The sequence below is a fragment of the Microbacterium sp. NPDC055455 genome (genome assembly GCF_053619935.1).
In genome coordinates this window covers 1-17617 of sequence record NZ_JBSHLB010000009.1, presented here as the reverse complement: position 1 = coordinate 17617, position 17617 = coordinate 1, and the positions used below count along the sequence as shown (strand labels likewise).

The following is a 17617-nucleotide window of genomic DNA, read 5'->3' as shown; positions in this document are numbered from 1 at the left end:
CCATCCTAGGCGGCGGATTCCCAGGCCCTGCCTAGTCCTGCCTGGGCGAACTCTCCGAAACGCGCAACGTTTCGGGAACGATCGCCGCGCGTCAGCGTGCGGTGCAGGTGGGCAGCGCGTCCAGGTCGCCGTCCTCGCGAACGGCGTCGAGCACCGCCATCGCGTCGTCGAGATCCTCGACCGCGAACACGCGCAGATCACCCGGGATGTGCCCGACGACCTCGTCGCAGTTCGCCTCCGGGGACAGGAACCACTCCGCCCCGGCATCCACCGCGCCCCACATCTTCTGCCGGACGCCGCCGATGGGTCCGACGGTGCCGTCCGCCGAGATGGTGCCGGTGCCGGCGACCTGCTGCCCGCCGTTGAGCTCGCCGGGGGTGAGGGTGTCGATGATCCCCAGCGCGAACATCATGCCGGCGCTCGGACCGCCGACGTTGTTGAGCTGGATCGTCACGTCGATGGGGAACTCGTAGTCGGTGGTGAGGTTCACGCCGATGAGCCACGTCTCCTCGCCGTCGAGCACGGTCTCCTCGGGCGTCACCTCCACGGTCTCCTCCTGGCCCGCCCGATCGACGAGGAGCTCGACGGCGGCGCCCTCGCCGTCGTTGATGACACGGCGCAGGGTGGCGGCATCCGTCACCTCCTCGCCGTCGGCGGCGAGGATGATGTCGCCCTGCTCGAGCAGCCCCTCCGCGGCGGCGCCGTCGATCACGGAGTAGACGGCGAGCTGGCCGCCGACGTCGTACCCCAACTCGGTGAGCGCGGCCGCGGTCGCCTCGTGCTGCGAGTCGATCATCATGGCGGCGCTCTCCTGGTTGCGCTGCTCGGTCGTCTGGTCCTCGGGGAAGATCGAGTCGATCGGGAGCACCGCCCTGGTCGGGTCGAACCACGCCAGCGCCAGCTCGAACCACGACGGGGTCTGCTCGCGGTTGCCCTGCACCTGCACCGTGAGGAGGTCGAGGGAGCCGTCCGTCGGGAAGGTCTCGGCGCCCTCGACGGAGATCAGCGGGACCTCTTCGCCGTCGGAGTTCTCGGCGGTGCCCAGCGTGTTGTACACCGGCCCCGGCTGCTGGATCACGTACGACGTCGGCAGGAAGGTGATGACCAGCAGCGCCACCATCGCCACCGCGAGGGCCCACACACCGGCGACCGTCCGCCGCGACATGCGCTGCCGCGGGGCGGGCTCGATGGTGGAGTTCTCGTCGAACAGGGCCACGCGGGACCTCTCTTCCGTGCCTTGGGTGGATTCGCTGGTCGTTCGCGACCGGCGTAAGGCGTACGGGGTCCCTGCCGGGGAGTGCGACGGATGCTGCGACTAGCGTAGAGCGCGTGGGTCCCGACCGGCTGAAAGGCGACTGAAGTGGCAGACGACGACCGCAGTCCCGAGGACGACTTCCAGGAGCTCATGCGCCAGCTGTTCGGCGGCGCCGCGGGCGACCTCGACGCCGAGCAGCTGTCGCGGCTGTCGGGGATGAACATCGACCCCGCCATGATGCAGGCCGTCATGCGCCAGCTGCAGGGAGCGTTCGCGGGCGCCGACGAGGGCATCTCGTGGGACCTCGCCAAGCGCCAGGCGCTGCACATCGCCAACCAGGAGGGACTGGGCGTCACCGCGGGCCAGCGCACCGACCTCGATCAGGCGTTCTCGCTGGCGACGCTGTGGCTCAGCGAGGCGACGACGATCTCGGAGCTTCCCGCTCCCCCGGCGACGATCACCCGCGGCGGGTGGGTCGAGGCCACGCTGCCGGTGTGGCAGGAGCTCGCGGAGCCCGTCGCGACGAGCATCGCCGACGCTCTGACGACGGCGCTCAGCGAGCAGGCGCCCGAGGACATGCAGGCGATGGTGCAGGGCGCCGGACGGCTCATGCGCACCGTCGGGGGCTCGCTGTTCGCCTCGCAGCTCGGGCAGGTCGTCGGCAGTCTCTCGAAGGAGGTCGTGAGCGGCGGTGACGTGGGCATCCCGCTCATGCCCGACGGCGAGGCCGCCATTCTGCCGCAGAACTTCGCCGACTTCGGCCGCGACCTGGAGGTGCCGGAAGACCAGCTGGCCCTGTACGTCGCGACGCGGGAGCTCGCGCACGCACGACTGTTCCGCCACGCCCGCTGGCTGCGGCTGCACGTCATCTCGCAGGTCACCGACTTCGCGCGCGGCGTGCACGTCGACACCGACGCGCTCGAAGACCTCGCGTCGCGCTTCGACCCGTCCGATCCCGACGAGCTGCGCAGCGCCATCGAGAGCGGCGCGCTGCTGCCCGCGCGCTCCGAAGCGCAGGACGCGGCGCTGGCCCGCCTCGAGAATCTCCTCGCCACCATCGAGGGGTGGGTCGAGGTCGTGACCGAGACCGCCACCTCGCGCCTTCCTGCCGCGCAGCGGATCGCCGAGGCGGTGCGCCGCCGTCGTGCCGTAGGCGGTCCGGCGGAGCGCGCGCTGGGCTCGCTGGTGGGCCTCGAGATCCGGCCGCGCCGCATGCGCGAGGCCGCCGCGATGTGGCGTGCGGTGACGGATGCCGTCGGCGCGAGTGCCCGGGACGCGCTGTGGGACTACCCCGACCTCATGCCGAGCGCCGCCGACATCGACGATCCGGCTGCGCTCGTGGCACGGCTGGAGGCCCGCGCCCGCGGCGAGGAGCCGGCGAGGGATGAACTGGATGACGCCCTCGCGCGCCTGCTGGCGGGCGAGGTGCCCGAGGCCGACGGACTCGATGAACAGGGTCGCGGCGACGACGAGGGCAGCGCCCCGGACGATCACCGCCCGGTCTGAGCCGGGCTGCACCGTCTCCTCCCCAGGCTCGCGGCCGGAGGCGGTTCGCCGCCCGCGCCTGTGGACAGGCATCGGGGCGCCGCGTCGCTCGGGCAGGATCAGGGCATGCTGCGCCTCGACCCCTCGCACCCGCCGGTGTGGCGGACAGACACCGTCCTCCAGTTCGGCGCGGAGCCTGCCGCCGTGCTTCCCGACCCCGAGCCGTGGATGCTGCGGCTGGTGAGCGAGCTGGAGCGCGGCATCCCGGATTCCGCCTTCACTCCCCTCGCGCAGGCGATGGGCGCGCCCGACGCCGCCGCCGCGAGCCGCCTGCTCGCACAGCTGCGAGGGTGCCTGGCCAAGGATCCCCCGCCGCGCCCGCGGATCTCCGTGCGGTGCGAGGATCACGTTCCCGACGAGCAGCGCGATGCGATCGCCGCGGGCGTCTCGGCAGCGGGGGCCGACGTGGCCGTCGCTCACCGCTTCGACGCGGTGACGGATTCTCCCCCGGGATCGGCCGTGCTGCTGGTCGTCCACCGCGTCGTTCCGCCTGGCTCCGCGGCGGCGCTCATGGCCGCCGACCGCGCCCATGTCCCCGTCGCGCTCACCGGCACGGGCGCCGAGATCGGCCCTTTCGTCGTGCCCGGCCGCACCGCCTGCCTCGCGTGCGTGGCGGCCGCCCGTCGCGACGAGGACCCGTCGTGGCCGGTCGTCGCCGCTCAGCTGCTGGGAAGACCGGTCGAGGTCGCACCCGCGGTGCTGTGGGAGGCGGGCATCGTCGCGGGGCGACTCATCGCGGAGCGCGCGCAGAGCCCCGCGCCGCCCCGGACGCGGTCGGTGGCGCTGCGCGGCGACTCGCTGCACCGGACCGTGCGCTCGCACCGCCCGCACGCAGACTGCCGCTGCCGATCTCTCGGAGAAAGCGCGACGGCTGCCGCTCCCGCACCCCTCGAGACCAGGTCAGCGACAGCGTTCGCCCGGCCCGCGTGATCCCGACATAGGCGAGGCGGCGCTCCTCGTCGACCTGCTCGAACGTGGTCGCGTACGAGATCGGCAGCAGCCCTTCGGCCACTCCGACGAGATGCACGTGATCCCACTCCAGGCCTTTGGCCGCATGGAGCGTCGCGAGGGTGACCGTCCGCATAGCCGGCTCGTCGTGGACCTTCGCGCGAGCGGTGAGCTCGTCGGTGAACGCGCGCAGGGTGGTGCCCGCGGGCGCTTCCTGCGCCAGGCGCAGGAGCGCCGCGCGCGCCTCCCAGGCGTCGCGGAGCGCACCGCCCGCGGCAGGAGGCTCGTCGGTGAGGCCCCGCGAGCGAAGGATGTCGCGCACCGTGTCGACGAAGCCGCTCTCTATGGGAGCGATCGACGCCGCCCGCAGCTCCATCACCGCCTGCCGGACCTCGGGCATGTCGAAGAACCGGCGGCCGCCGAGCACCGTCGTCGCGATGCCGGCGTCCGACAGCGCGGCGACGAGCTCCGCCGACTGGGCATGGGAGCGGTAGAGCACGGCGATGTGGCCAGGGTCCGCGCCCCCGGCGATCTGCTCCGCGATCCGCGCGGCCACGGCACGTGCCTCGGCGCGGTCGTCCTCGAACGCGGTCACCGTCGGGATGACGTCGGACGCGGTCGCGTCGCCGCGAGAGGACGCCGCCTCCAGGTGGAGGGCACCGGGCCGCCCGCGCATGAGCTCGTTGGCGACCGCGAGGATCGCGGCATCCGATCGGTAGTTCGTCTCCAGGCGCACCATGCGCGCGCCCTCGTACCGGGACGGGAACTCCAGGAGGAAGCGTGCGTCCGCCCCGGCGAAGGAGTAGATCGTCTGGCTCGCGTCGCCGACGACGCAGAGGTCCCGGCGGTCGCCGAGCCAGAGCTCGAGCAGGCGGTTCTGCAGCGGCGAGACGTCCTGGAACTCGTCGACGGTGAAGTGGCGGTACTGCTCGCGCACGGCCTTGGCGACCTGGGGCTCGGCCTCGAGCATGCCGGCGCAGGCGAGCAGCACGTCCTCGAAGTCGAGCTGCCGGCGCTCGTCCTTGAGCTTCTCGTACGCGCGCTGCAGGGCGACCACCCGGTCGACGGAGAGGCGCCCCACCCCGCCCGGACGGGCGGCGGCGTAGTCGTCGATGCCCATCATCGAGACCTTGCGCCACTCGATCTCGGAGGCGACGTCGCGGAGCGTGGCCACGTCGGGATCGAGGCCGATGCCGTCGGCCGCATGGGCGAGCAGACGCACCTTGTTGTCGACGATCGCCGGCGCGGTGTCGCGCGCCAGCGTCGGCCAGAAGTAGTTCAGCTGCGCGAGCGCCGCCGCGTGGAAGGTGCGTGCGGCGACGCCGTTGACACCCATCGCCCGCAGTCGCCCGCGCATCTCGCCGGCGGCCTTGGTCGTGAAGGTGACCGCCATCACCCGCTGTGGCGAGTATGCGCCGGTGTCGACGCCGTGCGCGATGCGGTGGGTGATGACGCGCGTCTTGCCCGTGCCGGCACCGGCCAGCACGACGACCGGCCCGCGGAGCGCCGTCGCAGCCTCGAGCTGACGGTCGTCGAGCCCGGCGAGGGCACCGGTGCTCATACCCGCTCCGCGTGCCAGTCCGAGATGAGCCGGTGCGCGATCGACGCCCGTCCCGGAAGGACCACCTCGCCCTCGCCGGCCAGCGCGCGCCCGATCTCGTCGCGCGTGAACCACCGGACGGCGGCGATCTCCTCGCCGTCCGCGCGCGCCGAAGCGTCGTCGCGCGCCGTGGCGAGGAAGCCGACCATGAGCGACCGCGGGTACGGCCAGGCCTGGGAGCCGCAGTAGGTCACCGCGCCGACGGCGATCCCCGACTCCTCGAACACCTCGCGCCGCACCGCGGCCTCGAGCGACTCCCCCGCCTCGACGAAGCCGGCGAAGCACGAGAACCGCTCGGGACCCCACAGCGCGTTCGAGCCGAGCAGCAGGGCGTCGGGGTCCTCGGCGCTCGTGATGGCGACGATCACCGCGGGGTCGGTGCGGGGGAAGTGCTGGCGACCGCAGTTCGGGCACCGCCGCGACCAGCCGGCATCGCCGAGGTCGGTGCGGGCGCCGCACGCCGGGCAGAAGGGCGCGTCGAGGAGCCATCGGCCGAGGCTCAGCGCCTCGACGAAGGCGCTCGCGTCGCGGGACGACAGCGCGCCGCCCACGGCGCGGAGCGCGGCCCAGCCGGACGCCGTGGCGAACAGCTCGTCCTCCTGCGCCGGGAACACTGCCGCCAGCAGGGCGGCGCCGTCGGCGTCACGGCCGAGGAAGGCCCATTCGGCGCCGGCCGGCACCTCGGACGGCACCACCCACCGCAGCGCGTCGGGCGTGGCCAGCGGCGCGGTGTCGCCCGCGATCGTGAGGACCCGCGTCGCGGCATCCGCCCGGAGCTCGTCGACCAGCCCCGGTACGAGCCGCTCTTCGGCCGCGCGGTCGAGCCCTGGACCGGCCGGCGGCGGAAGTGTGGTGCTGTCGGGCGCCGTCATCGGACATGCTCCGCTTCGTCGATCTGGGCCGGGCGTGGCGCGGGGACGGACGAGCGCGACCGACCTACCCTGGGCACATGGCACGCTCACCCCTCACTCTAGCCGCGTCCGTCACGTCGGCTCTGCCGCGGGTCGGGGTCGTGGGAGTCGGTGCGCTCACCGAGGGAGCGACCGGTCGCTACGACACCGCGGTGGCAGACCTCGACGACGGCCGGCGCGTCGTCGTGCGGGTTCCCGCTGCCGCGTCGGCCGCCGAGGAGCTGGCCGCGGAGGCGCGGGCGCTGCGAGCCCTCACGCCGGGCGTGCGCGGCCTCCTCCCGTTCCGCGCTCCGGAGCTGCTCGGCGAGACGGGCCTCGGCGGCAGCCGCGTCGTCGTCGTCGACTTCCTGCCCGGGTACCGGGTCGATGCGGTGCACCTCCCTCCCGGCCGCGGAGCGGCGACGTCGCTCGGCGCCGCGCTGGCGGCCCTGCACGCGCTTCCGCATTCCGTCGTGAAGACCGAGGGGCTGCCCGCGCGGACACCGCAGCAGGTGCGGGCCGATGCCGGGCGCCTCATCGACCGGGCGACGGCGACGCGCCGGCTGCCCATGAGCCTCGCGGCGCGGTGGCATCGCGCCGTCGACTCCGACGACCTGTGGCGCTTCGAATCGGCCGTCGTGCTCGGCGGCGCCGGGGCTGCATCCTTCCTGTTCGAGGATCTCGACGGCGTGCCGACCGTGACCGGCCTGCTGGAGTGGCACGGCCTGTCGATCGGCGACCCCGCGACGGACCTGCAGTGGCTGGCCTCGGCGCCTGAGGCGGCCGAGGACGTCTACGCCTCGTACGTCGCCGCGAGCGGCCGGGCACCGGACTCCCGCGCCCGCGAGCGCGCCCGCCTGTACGCCGAGCTGGAGTTCGCCAAGTGGCTCGTGCACGGCCACGATGAGGGCCGCGAGGACATCGTCGCCGATGCGGTGGATCTGCTCGAGTCGCTCGCCGGAGGCGTCTCGACCGACGACATCGTCCCCCGCGAGGGCCTCGGCGTCGACGACGCGATCGCACTGCTCGAGCGCATGCCCGAGGCCTCCGCGCCGACCGTCGACACCTCGATGCACACCGACGCCTACGATCCCGAAGAGCTCGCGCAGTGGGTGACGGACGACGTCGACCGGCCCGACACCGACGCGGACGCCGGTCCCGACGCCGGTCCCGACGCCGGTCCCGACGACCTGTCGACGGCACCCATCCAGCTCCCGGTGCCGGCGGCAGCGGGAGCGCGCGCCGAGTCGGGGTCAGGGTCAGGGTCGGGGTCGGCGGACGGCCTGGATGCCGCAGCGGAGGCGGAGCGCGCGTCCGAGGCGGCGCTGCGTCGCTGGCTCGCCGACTGACGTCGGTCCGGACCCGGCACTCGCCCGTAGCTCTCAGCCGCGCAGGATGACATCCTCGGCGACGTAGTAGAGCGCGACGTCGATGTCCTCGAGGGGGACGCCGTGCTTGGCGTGGTACGCCTGCCGGTACAGCTCGAGCTGCAGCATCCGCTCGTCCTTCTCGGCCGCGGTGCGCGGTGCCACGCCCGTCTTCCAATCCACGATCTCGATGCGACCGCCGCGATCGGCCCGCCGGTAGACGGCGTCGAGCTTGCAGATGACGATGTGCGGCAGCCCGTCGGGCCCGGTGGTCGCGAAATCGATCTCGGTCTCGACCTCGATCGGCTTCAGCGGCGCCCACTCGGAGGCCAGGAACCGCTCGCGCAGGCGGTCGAGGGCCGCGGCGTCCTCGACGGAGGCCTCCGTGTCGGGCGCCTCGTCGTCCGTCTCCCAGAGCGCGTCGTCGATGGACCCGCCGAGTCCCACACGACCGGACCGCTGTTCGACCCACGCGTGGAAGAGCGTCCCCAGGCGCGTCTGGCGGAACGGGCGCTCGGGCATCGGGCGGGCGATGCTCGCGAGCGTGCCCTCCAGGTCGGCGACGTACTCCTTGTAGCGTGACGCGGCGATGCGTGTGGGGGCGGTGTGCATCGGGCGGGCGCGGCGGGCGTCCCGCTCGGCCAGCAGCAGCGCCGCCTGCGGATCGAGCGCCGCGCGAGGCCCGGCGGCGGCGTCGTCGACCGCCGAGGCCGCCTGTACGACGGCGGCGCGCCGCGCCCCGAGCGGGTCGATCGGCCACTGGAGCACCCGGCGCTCGCCCTGGTACGGATCTTCGCCCGGCTCGTCGTCGGAGAGGGTCACGCCCAGTGCCGCGGCGATCTCGGTGAAGAACGTGCTGCGGGCGCGAGGGCGCTTGGTGCCCGACCACGTGGCGCCCGTGAGGAGCAGATGCTCGCGTGCCCGGGTGACGGCGACGTACGCCAGGCGACGATCCTCCTCGAGCTGGCGCGCGCGGTTCGCCTCGATGAACGCCTCCATCGCCGCCTTCAGGTCCTGCTGCGTCTGCGCCGACCGCCACCCGAGCTCGGGAAGCCATGCGGAGTCTCCGCGGAACGTGAACGGCAGCACGCCGAAGCCCAGCCAGGCCTTCGTGTCGCGCGGCGCGCTGGGCAGCTCGTCCTTGACCATGCGCACCACGGCGACGGCATCCCACTCGAGGCCCTTGGATCCGTGGATCGTCAGCAGCTGCACCACGTCGTCCTCGGGCGGCTCGGTGCGCGGGGCGAACTCGTCCAGCTGCTCGGCGTGGTCGAGCCACGCGAGCAGGCTCGACAGGGACCCCGTCTCATCGGCCGCCAGGAAGGCGTGCACCTCGTCGACGAACGCGCGCAGCTGCGCCGAAGCCACGCGGGCAGGACCTCGCGACTCGTTCGCCGCGAGCTCGATGTCGAGCCTCAGCTCGAGCTCGATCAGCCGCACCAGCTCGGGAATGGGCATCGCGGTCGCCTGGCGGAGGCCCGCGAACACCGACGCCGCATCGCGCAGCCGCTCCCTCGCGTCGGGCGTGAACCCCGACAGCCAGCCGTGGTCGGGCTTGTGACGCAGCACGAAGTCCAGCGCGTCCACGAGCGAGCCGTCGTCATCTCCGGCGCTGCCGCGGATGCGTTCGACCACCTCGGGCGCGAGCGGCTGCAAGGACGCATCGTGGCGGGCCAGGCGACGGGCGAGCGCGGCGAGCTCGCGCAGATCCGGCAGCCCGATCGACCACCGCGGTCCGCTGAGCAGCCGGATGAGGGCGGAGCCGGCCGAGGGGTCGCTGATCACCCGCAGCGCGCAGACGACGTCGACCACCTCCGGGGTGGAGAGCAGTCCCCCGAGCCCCAGGATGCGGTGCGGGATCCCGCGGCGCCCCAGCGCGTCGCCGAACCGCACCATGTGCTTCTTGCTGCGGAACAGGATCGCACCGGTGGTGGCGAGGCCTGCCTGCGCTCGCTCGGCGCGGACGCGGGCGAACCACTCCGCGACCCGGTCGGCCTCGGTGTCGAGGTCGGCCTCGAAACCGAGCTCGACCAGCCCGCCGGGCGCGCCGGGACGCGCGCGGAGCTCATGCACGGGCACCGACGCCGATGCCGCGAGCGGCGCAAGCACGGCGTTGGCCGCGGCCAGCACCGACGCGCTGTTGCGCCAGCTCGTCAGCAGCGAGTACCGGGCGCACGGGGCATCCGGCGAGAACGCCGCGGGAAAGCCGCCGAGGTTGCCGGCGCTCGCGCCCCGCCACCCGTAGATGGCCTGGTGCGGGTCGCCGACGGCCATGACGCCCGTGCCGGCGAAGAGAGCGGCCAGGAGGTCGGTCTGCACGACCGAGGTGTCCTGATACTCGTCCAGCAGCACGACACGATAGCGTTCGCGCAGCTCGTCGGCGACGGCGCGGTGACTGGCCACCACCTCGAGCGCGCCCGCCACCTGGTCTGAGAAGTCGATGACGCCGAGACGCCGCTTCTCTGCGGCGTACTCGCGGGCGAGGTCGGACAGCAGCGAGAGCGCGCCGACCTTCTCGACGGCCTCGGCGACGTCGGCGTACACCGTCGTGCGCTTGTTCGTCGACGGCAGATCGCGCACGGCCTGGAAAAGCGCCGGGAAGGCGGCCAGTTCGTCGAAGTCGACGAGGTTGTCGACGCCGTCGCGCGCGATGCGCAGCGCCGCATCGACGATCGTGCGCACGGCCTCCGCCCGCACCTCGAGGCGAGGGTCGTCGGAGGCGAAGACGACCCGCCGCATGAGGAGCCACGCCGCGGACTCCGAGAGGACGGCGGCCTCGGCATCCCGTCCGATCCGCAGCGCATGCTCGCGCACGATCTGATCCGCGAAGCTGTTGTAGGTGGCGACGGTGGGGCGGTGCAGGAGCGCGTCCTCGGCCGACGACTGGGCCTGGGCGCCGACCGAACTCGCGAGCGCATCCAGCAGACGGTGCCGCTCGGCGGTGGCGCGGGCGCCCTCGACGCCCGATCGCTCGAGCTCGCCGAAGACGTCGAGGCGCCCGGCCTCGGCGAGCGCCGGAAGAGCCGGAAGCAGGCCGCGACGCTCGAACTCGGCCAGGCGCGCGAGGCGCTTCTGGATCCGCTCGGCGAGCTCGCCCGCCGCCTTGCGCGTGAAGGTGAGGCCGAGGACCTCGTCGCGCCGCACGATGCCGTTGGCGACCAGCCAGACCACGCGGGCCGCCATGGTCTCGGTCTTGCCGCTGCCCCCGCCCGCGACGACGAGCGCCGGAGCCAGCGGCGCCTCGATCACCGCGGTCTGCTCGTCCGTGGGCGGGAACTGGCCGAGCGCCGCGGCGATGACCCGTGCGGGGAGGCGAGGCGTGGTGGTGGTTCCGGCGGGCGCCGTCGCCGCGGCGGTGGGCGGGTCGATCATCGTCACGACGCGCTCACCGCACCGATGGTGTGGATGCGGCAGAGGCCGTACGCGTGCTCGTCGCGGCAGTGCTCCTCGTACGGCGCGGTGAACGACTCGCCGCGCATGACCGAGACCGCCGCGCGGATGCGACCGAGGAACGCGTCGCGCCGTTCGTCGTCGAACGGCGGCTGCCAGGGCGTGGCGTAGTCGGCCTTGGTGGCCGTGGGCCGCAGGACCAGCAGCTTCGCGCCTCCCGGGGCATGGCCGCTCGCCGCGGGGATCGCCCCCGCCTCGAAGGCGAGCTGATAGGCCGCCAGCTGCGGGTTGTCGAGCACCTTGGCATCGGTCTGCGGCTCGCGCTTGCCGGTCTTCAGGTCGAGGATGACGACGCTGCCCTCGGGGGTCAGCTCGACGCGGTCGATGTACCCCGACAGCACGACGCGGTGCGGGTCGCCGCCGACGGGGCGGGCGTCGTCGTCGAGGGGGATGTCGACCTCGAAGTGCGGCTCGGCGCCGATGAGGGTGCCGCCGGAGTCCTCGAAGCGGCGCAGGTACAGGTGCAGCCTTCGCACGAGGTCGCGGGCGCGGGTCTGCTCGGCGCGGTCCTGCCACGCCGCCTCGAAGGTCAGCTCCCCCCAGCGCGCCTCGACCTCGGCCCAGAGCGATGTCTCATCGCTGCCGGTCGCATGCTCGAGCGCCGCGTGGATGATCGTGCCGAGACCGGCCGTCGTGCTGCCCGGGTCGCCGCCCAGATCGCCGATGACCCAGTTGAGCTCGCACTCCTCCAGCGCGTGCAGCCGCGACGGCGACACCCGCACGTCCTCGCGCTCCAGGTCGCGCAGCGCGCCCGTCGAGGTGGGCGCGGCGATGCCGTACCACTCGCGTGGCGCCGCGCCGGGGACGCCGGCATCGGCCAGCAGCGCGAGCTGCTCGGCCGCCCGCGCCACCGACCCGACGCTCTGAGCGGGCACCGGCTGCGCCGGGACGAGACCGCGCATGCCGGCCGTGGTGAGCGTGCGGCGGTGGCGTGCGACCAGGCCTCGCAGTGAGACCGGGTGATCGAGGTCGAGCGGCTCGGGATCCGGCAGCAGCTCGAAGAAGACGCTCGGACCGGTGTCGTCGTCGTCGACGGCCGTGACGATCGTCAGGGCGGTGGCGCGCGACAGGGCCCGCGCCAGGAGGCGCAGCTCGTCGTGCATCGCGGCCCGGCGCCGGTCGAATGTGCCGATCGCCTCGCCGTCGGCGCGGCTGGCCGCATCGGCGAGGCGCCAGGTGTCGAGCAGGCTGCCCCGCAGGCGGGTGTTGGGCCACACCGCGTCCTGGACGCCGGCGATGACGACCGTGTCGAACTCGAGGCCCAGCGCACCGGCGGGTGTCATCACGCGGACGCTGTCGGCGCGCGTCGGAGCCTCGAGGCGGTCCTCGGCGACGCCGCTGTCGAGGATCGACCGGACGAAGACGCGCGGATCGGCGTCCAGCGATCGCTCGACGAAGCGCTTGGCCGCCTGGAAGAGGGCGACGAGCGCGTCGAGGTCGCGGTTCGCCTGCTCGGCGAGCGGTCCGTTCCCGCGGGCGAGCTCGGACCAGGCGCGCTCGAGACCGCTCCTGTCCCACGCGGTCCACAGCAGCTCGTGGGCGGTCGCACCGCGCTCGAGGTCGTCGCGCAGGACGGCGAGGGTGCGCGCGAGGGAGGCCGCGCGGCGCGCCTCCCGCGTGTCGAGCACGTCGAACTCGATCGGCCGGCGCATGGCGGAGAGGATCAGGTCCCGCCCGGAGCGCTCGGGTTGCGCGGAATCGTGCGCCGGATCGACCGCCAGCCGCAGCTCCGCGTGACGGAGCACCGAGCGCAGCCGCCGCAGCTCGATGACGTCCAGCCGGCCGTAGGTCCCGACGAGCGCGGCGGACACGTCCTCGAACACCCATTCGTCCTGGGCCGCCAGCTCGATCAGGCGAAGCAGATCGGCGACGGGCCGGACGCTGCCGAGCGCGCGCCCGGGACCGCCGGCCCGCGCCGGCACCTCGCGCGCGGACAGCTCGGCCTCCAGGGCGGAGACCTGCCGGGTGTCGTGCGCGATCACGGCGCACGCGTGCCACGGCACGCCGTCGTGGACGTGCCGCTCCCGCAGCAGCCGGGCGATCGCGTCGTACTCCTCGGCCGGGGAGCGCAGCGTCAGGGCGCGCACCGATCCGTCGGGCTCGCCGTCGGCTCCCGTGCGCCGGTGCGAGACCACGCCGACGGCCCCGATGCGCTCGGTCACCCGGTCGACGAGCACACGCTGCCACGGTGTTCCGCGGTGGCCCTCCGACAGCACGTGCACCTCGCCCAGCGAGCCCGCCAGGCGGGCGAAGTTCTCCGGCGTCGCGCCGCGGAACGACCCCGAGCCGACGTCGGGGTCGCCGAAGGCCAGCACGGCGGCGCCGCGTGCGCGCACCGCTTCGAGCAGCTCGACGCCCCCGAGCGTCAGCTCCTGCGCGTCGTCGACGAGCACCACCCGGACCCGGTCGACGGCCGGTGTGCCGGCGGGGGCGGTGCGCAGGAGCCCCACGGCCTCGCGGACGAGGCCGGCGGCATCGCGATGCGCACCGCGCATGCCGTCGCGCACCTGCAGGTACTCGGCGAAGAAGGAGGACAGCGCCACCCACGCCGGCAGCTCGTGGCGCTCGCCGAGGTCGCGCAGCCGACGCGGATCGATGCCGAGCGTCGTGCACTCGGCCAGGAACGTCCGCACCTCGGTGCGGAAGCCCGCCGTGCCGCGGATCGCCGGACCGAGCCAGTCGGGCCAGCGCGCCGCACCGGCGGCCTCGTCCTCTTCGTCGCCCTCGAGGAGGTCGCGGATGATCTGATCCTCGTCGCCGCCGGTGAGCAGCTGCGGCGGGTCGGCGTCGACCGCCACCGCGTGCGCCCGGACGATCTGGAACGCGTAGGAGGCGACCGACCGCGCCAGCGGTCCGCTCGTAGCCACCCGGACGGCCAGTCCGAGGCGGTCGCGCAGCGCCGTGGCGGTCTGCCGCGACGGCGTGAGCACCAGCAGCGAGTCGGGGTCGGCGCCGGCGTCGACGAGCGCCGCGACGCGGGCCACCAGGGTCGCCGTCTTGCCGGTGCCCGGTGCCCCGACGACGACACCCGAGGCGGTGGCGGGCAGCGCGATCACCGCGCGCTGCTGCGCGTCGAATGGGAGCGCCCCGCGCTCACCGCCTCCCGAGACCATGCCTCGACGGTAACGCGTGCGACCGACATCCGACCGTTCGCTCAGAGCGTTTCGGCGACGGCGGATGCCCCGCGCGCGTGTCGTAGAGTTGCCATGCGCCCGGGGAGCCCTGAGCCTTTCAGCGAGCAACCGTCGCCCCGCGCAGGAGGTCAGTCACGTGGAGATCCGCATCGGCATCGCGAACACCGGCCGCGAGCTCAACTTCGAGACGAACGAGCCGGCGGCCGACGTGAAGAAGTCCGTCGCCGCAGCGCTCGACGCCGGCGCCACGCACGTCACGTTCGCCGATGCGAAGGGCAACTCGTACATCGTCCCCACCGCGGGGCTGGCGTACATCGAGCTCGGCTCCGAGGAGTCGCGGCGCGTCGGCTTCGTCGCCTGATCCGGAGCCCGGCGTGCAGATCCTCATCGCCTTCATCCTCGGCGCGGTCATCGGCACCGGCATCCACTTCCAGCTGCACCAGCGCCTGACACGCGGCGTCGCGCTCGCGCCGATGATCGGCGCGGTCTCCGCCGGCGCGGCGTGGGCGATCCTCACCTGGCTCGGTGTGGGCATCGACACCCCGTGGCCGTGGCTGGCGGCGCTGGTCGTCCCGATCGTCGTGACGTATCCCGCCATCATCGCGGTGTCGCGCGCCCGCGTGCAGCACGACGTCCGCGAGAAGGCCCGCCTCGGCATCGGCTGAGCCGCCGCCTCGCCGCCGGCGCCGTCGTCAGGCAGCCAGGCCCATGGCGTCCATGCGCCGCGAGTGCGCGGCCATCAGCTCGGTGAAGACCGGTTCGACCTTCTCCTGTGCAGCGAGCCCGCGCGGGGTGGGCCGCAGCGCTGCGCGTGCGATCAGCAGCGTGTCCCCGACCAGACGGCGGCCCCACAGCGCCAGCAGCGAGCGCCACTCCGGGTCGCTGGAGATGGTCTCGGCGATCAGCTCGACGATCGCCTGACGATCGGAGTCCGCCAGCAGGATGCGCGCGACGCGGTCCCCGGTCTCGCCGTAGCTGGCCGACAGTGCGAGGTAGAAGTCGTCCAGCATGCCGGCGGTGATGTGCACGGACAGCAGCGTCTCCTGCGGCCGCACGCCGTGCGTCGCGGCGCGGAAGGCGTCCAGCGGCTCACGGAAGGGGCGCATGATCTCAGTGGGGTCGTCGCCCCGCTCCCTGATGAGCGCAACGAGCGCCTCGTGCTTGGTCAGGGCCGCGCCGGCGGCCCGCGAGACGGCCTCCTTCTCGGCGAGCTCGGGGATCGTCTGGATCTGCTCGGTCAGCGTCTCGAAGAAGCCGAGCTGCAGATACGCCGCCTGACCCAGGAACGTGTCGATGTCGGGCGCCAGCTCCTCGAAGTCGACGCGATTCGCGCCGCTGAGCTCGTCTCGCGAGCGGAGCTGGAGCTTGCGCCCCGTGTCGCGGCGCTCCCAGAACCACTTGACCATGCACGAAAGCCTACGAGGGCGCGCGCCCGAAAGCGTGCCTCGCGGGGCACCTCGGGTATCGTGGGTGTCGTCCCCGGCGTCGGATCGGGGCGCCCGCGCCTGTGGGAAAGAAGGGCGTGGACCGCACTTCCGCCCGCGCGGCGGCCTCGACGAGGCCGGTAACCGCGCCCGGGCGACACCAACCCAGGCAGCATCCCACTGCCGGACAGGCACACATCGTGACGACCTTCGCCGAACTCGGCGTCGATCAGGACATCGTCGACACCCTCACTGCGAAGGGCATCGTCGACGCGTTCCCCATCCAGGAGCAGACGATCCCCCTCGGCCTGCCCGGCCAGGACATCATCGGCCAGGCCAAGACCGGCACCGGCAAGACCTTCGGCTTCGGCATCCCCGTGGTGCAGCGCCTGGGCCCGGACCCGGCCCACGGCGTGAAGGCGCTCATCGTGGTGCCTACGCGCGAACTGGCCGTCCAGGTCTACGAGGACATGGACATGCTGACCTCGAACCGCTCGACGAGCGTCGTGGCCATCTACGGCGGCAAGGCGTACGAGGGCCAGATCGACCAGCTGAAGGCGGGCGCCCAGATCGTGGTGGGCACCCCCGGTCGCCTGATCGACCTCAACAATCAGCGCCTGCTGGACCTCTCGAACGCCACCGAGGTGGTCCTCGACGAGGCCGACAAGATGCTCGACCTCGGCTTCCTCCCCGACATCGAGAAGATCTTCTCGAAGGTCCCGGCGGTCCGTCACACGCAGCTCTTCTCCGCGACCATGCCCGGTCCGATCGTCGCGCTCGCGCGGCGGTTCATGTCCAACCCGATCCACATCCGTGCGACGGACCCCGACGAGGGCCTCACGCAGGCGAACATCCGCCACCTCGTGTACCGGGCGCACTCGCTCGACAAGGACGAGGTCATCGCCCGGATCCTGCAGGCCGACGGTCGGGGCAAGACCGTGATCTTCACGCGCACGAAGCGGGCCGCCCAGAAGCTCGTCGACGAGCTCAGCGACCGCGGCTTCAACGCCGGCGCGGTGCACGGCGACATGAGCCAGGAGGCGCGCGAGCGCTCGATGGCGGGCTTCAAGGCCGGCAAGAAGGACGTGCTCATCGCGACGGACGTCGCCGCGCGCGGCATCGACGTCGACGACGTCACCCACGTCATCAACCACACGATCCCCGACGACGAGAAGGCCTACCTGCACCGCGCGGGTCGCACCGGCCGTGCCGGCAAGACCGGCATCGCCGTGACGTTCGTGGACTGGGACGACCTGCACAAGTGGGCCCTCATCAACCGCGCGCTCGAGTTCGGTCAGCCCGAGCCCGTCGAGACCTACTCGTCGAGCCCGCATCTGTTCACCGATCTCGACATCCCGGCCGGCACGAAGGGGCGCATCGTGACCGCCCCGAAGACCCAGGCCGTCCGCGTCCAGCCCGAGAGGGCTGCGGATGCCGCCGCCGAGGTCGAGACGAACGGGCAGGCACCCGCGCGCCGGCGTCGCCGGCGTCGCTCGGGCGGCCAGGACGAGCGTGTCGGCTCGACGTTCGAGAGCGACGGGGACGGCGCCAAGACGTCGCGGGACCACGCCGCGCAGAGCGGCGACGCCGATCGCTCGTCGGAGGGCGGCGGGACGCACGACGGCGGCGGCAAGGAGCATCACGACGGCAACCCGTCGCCGCGGCGACGCCGTCGGCGCCGCGGGCCCCGCTCGGGTCAGGCGCCCGCAGCGAACGCCTGATCTCGGATCGTTACCCACGGGGCCCACGAGGCCCGCGAGGGCGCGCTATCGTGAGCGCTGACGGCGCAGGGGCGCCGTCGTCCCCGTCAGAAAGGCACGATCGTGCGATTCTTCGAAACCGTCGAATACCAGGGCTTCTGGGGTTCCTTCTGGGACCTCATCTGGTGGTTCCTGTGGGCCTTCATCTTCGTGGCGTACCTGTTCGCGCTGTTCGCGATCATCTCCGACCTCTTCCGTGACCACAAGCTGAGCGGGTGGTGGAAGGCCGTGTGGGTCTTCTTCC

General features: G+C 73.2%; 11 protein-coding genes and 1 pseudogene. 6 read left to right on the top strand and 6 right to left on the bottom strand.

The genetic code is table 11. The features are described from left to right. Positions 1-91 precede the first annotated feature (91 nt). Positions 92-1216, bottom strand: a complete 1125-nt coding sequence (locus tag ACWGUG_RS17365; protein ID WP_336396783.1) for a YlbL family protein — start codon at positions 1214-1216, stop codon at positions 92-94. Between the two features lie 144 nt (positions 1217-1360). On the opposite strand from ACWGUG_RS17365, the gene ACWGUG_RS17360 reads away from it, so the two are divergent. Next, complete coding sequence (locus ACWGUG_RS17360) at positions 1361-2761, top strand: zinc-dependent metalloprotease (protein WP_452325349.1); 1401 nt, start codon at positions 1361-1363, stop codon at positions 2759-2761. A 769-nt stretch (positions 2762-3530) separates the two neighbouring features. On the opposite strand, the gene ACWGUG_RS17355 is transcribed toward ACWGUG_RS17360, so the two are convergent. Then, positions 3531-5309 carry an ATP-dependent helicase gene (locus ACWGUG_RS17355; RefSeq protein ID WP_452325348.1) on the bottom strand — a complete coding sequence of 593 codons (1779 nt, stop codon included), beginning with the start codon at positions 5307-5309 and terminating at the stop codon, positions 3531-3533. Then, positions 5306-6220, bottom strand: coding sequence for an NAD(+) diphosphatase (gene nudC, locus ACWGUG_RS17350; RefSeq protein ID WP_452325347.1), 915 nt, complete (start codon positions 6218-6220; stop codon positions 5306-5308). Before nudC ends, ACWGUG_RS17355 begins: the two co-directional genes overlap by 4 nt. Positions 6221-6297: 77 nt before the next feature. Between nudC and ACWGUG_RS17345 the strand changes: the two genes are divergently transcribed. Next, complete coding sequence (locus tag ACWGUG_RS17345; RefSeq protein WP_452325346.1) at positions 6298-7587, top strand: phosphotransferase; 1290 nt, start codon at positions 6298-6300, stop codon at positions 7585-7587. A gap of 33 nt (positions 7588-7620) precedes the next feature. Here ACWGUG_RS17345 and ACWGUG_RS17340 read toward each other — a convergent pair whose 3' ends face one another. After that, entirely contained in the window at positions 7621-10977 is a 3357-nt protein-coding gene (locus ACWGUG_RS17340) for a UvrD-helicase domain-containing protein (protein ID WP_452325402.1), read from the bottom strand. Between the two features lie 2 nt (positions 10978-10979). Next, positions 10980-14168, bottom strand: a complete 3189-nt coding sequence (locus ACWGUG_RS17335; protein ID WP_452325345.1) for an ATP-dependent helicase — start codon at positions 14166-14168, stop codon at positions 10980-10982. A 157-nt stretch (positions 14169-14325) separates the two neighbouring features. Here ACWGUG_RS17335 and ACWGUG_RS17330 point away from each other — a divergent pair, with 157 nt between their 5' ends. Then, positions 14326-14550 carry a DUF3107 domain-containing protein gene (locus tag ACWGUG_RS17330; protein ID WP_045296833.1) on the top strand — a complete coding sequence of 75 codons (225 nt, stop codon included), beginning with the start codon at positions 14326-14328 and terminating at the stop codon, positions 14548-14550. A gap of 13 nt (positions 14551-14563) precedes the next feature. After that, positions 14564-14854, top strand: a complete 291-nt coding sequence (locus tag ACWGUG_RS17325) for a hypothetical protein (RefSeq protein WP_336396777.1) — start codon at positions 14564-14566, stop codon at positions 14852-14854. Between the two features lie 27 nt (positions 14855-14881). On the opposite strand, the gene ACWGUG_RS17320 is transcribed toward ACWGUG_RS17325, so the two are convergent. Beyond that, positions 14882-15595, bottom strand: coding sequence for a ferritin-like fold-containing protein (locus ACWGUG_RS17320; RefSeq protein WP_336396776.1), 714 nt, complete (start codon positions 15593-15595; stop codon positions 14882-14884). Between the two features lie 218 nt (positions 15596-15813). Between ACWGUG_RS17320 and ACWGUG_RS17315 the strand changes: the two genes are divergently transcribed. Beyond that, complete coding sequence (locus ACWGUG_RS17315; RefSeq protein WP_452325344.1) at positions 15814-17334, top strand: DEAD/DEAH box helicase; 1521 nt, start codon at positions 15814-15816, stop codon at positions 17332-17334. Positions 17335-17436: 102 nt separating this feature from the next. Beyond that, a pseudogene (locus ACWGUG_RS17310) lies at positions 17437-17617 on the top strand (hypothetical protein); the annotation flags it as partial.

Excerpts from the sequence above, each read along its gene's own strand:
- ACWGUG_RS17355 (WP_452325348.1), bottom strand. The coding sequence starts at position 5,309 with ATGAGCACCGGTGCCCTCGCCGGGCTCGACGACCGTCAGCTCGAGGCT.
- nudC (WP_452325347.1), bottom strand. The coding sequence starts at position 6,220 with ATGACGGCGCCCGACAGCACCACACTTCCGCCGCCGGCCGGTCCAGGG.
- ACWGUG_RS17345 (WP_452325346.1), top strand. The coding sequence starts at position 6,298 with ATGGCACGCTCACCCCTCACTCTAGCCGCGTCCGTCACGTCGGCTCTG.
- ACWGUG_RS17340 (WP_452325402.1), bottom strand. The coding sequence starts at position 10,977 with ATGATCGACCCGCCCACCGCCGCGGCGACGGCGCCCGCCGGAACCACC.
- ACWGUG_RS17335 (WP_452325345.1), bottom strand. The coding sequence starts at position 14,168 with ATGGTCTCGGGAGGCGGTGAGCGCGGGGCGCTCCCATTCGACGCGCAG.
- ACWGUG_RS17320 (WP_336396776.1), bottom strand. The coding sequence starts at position 15,595 with ATGGTCAAGTGGTTCTGGGAGCGCCGCGACACGGGGCGCAAGCTCCAG.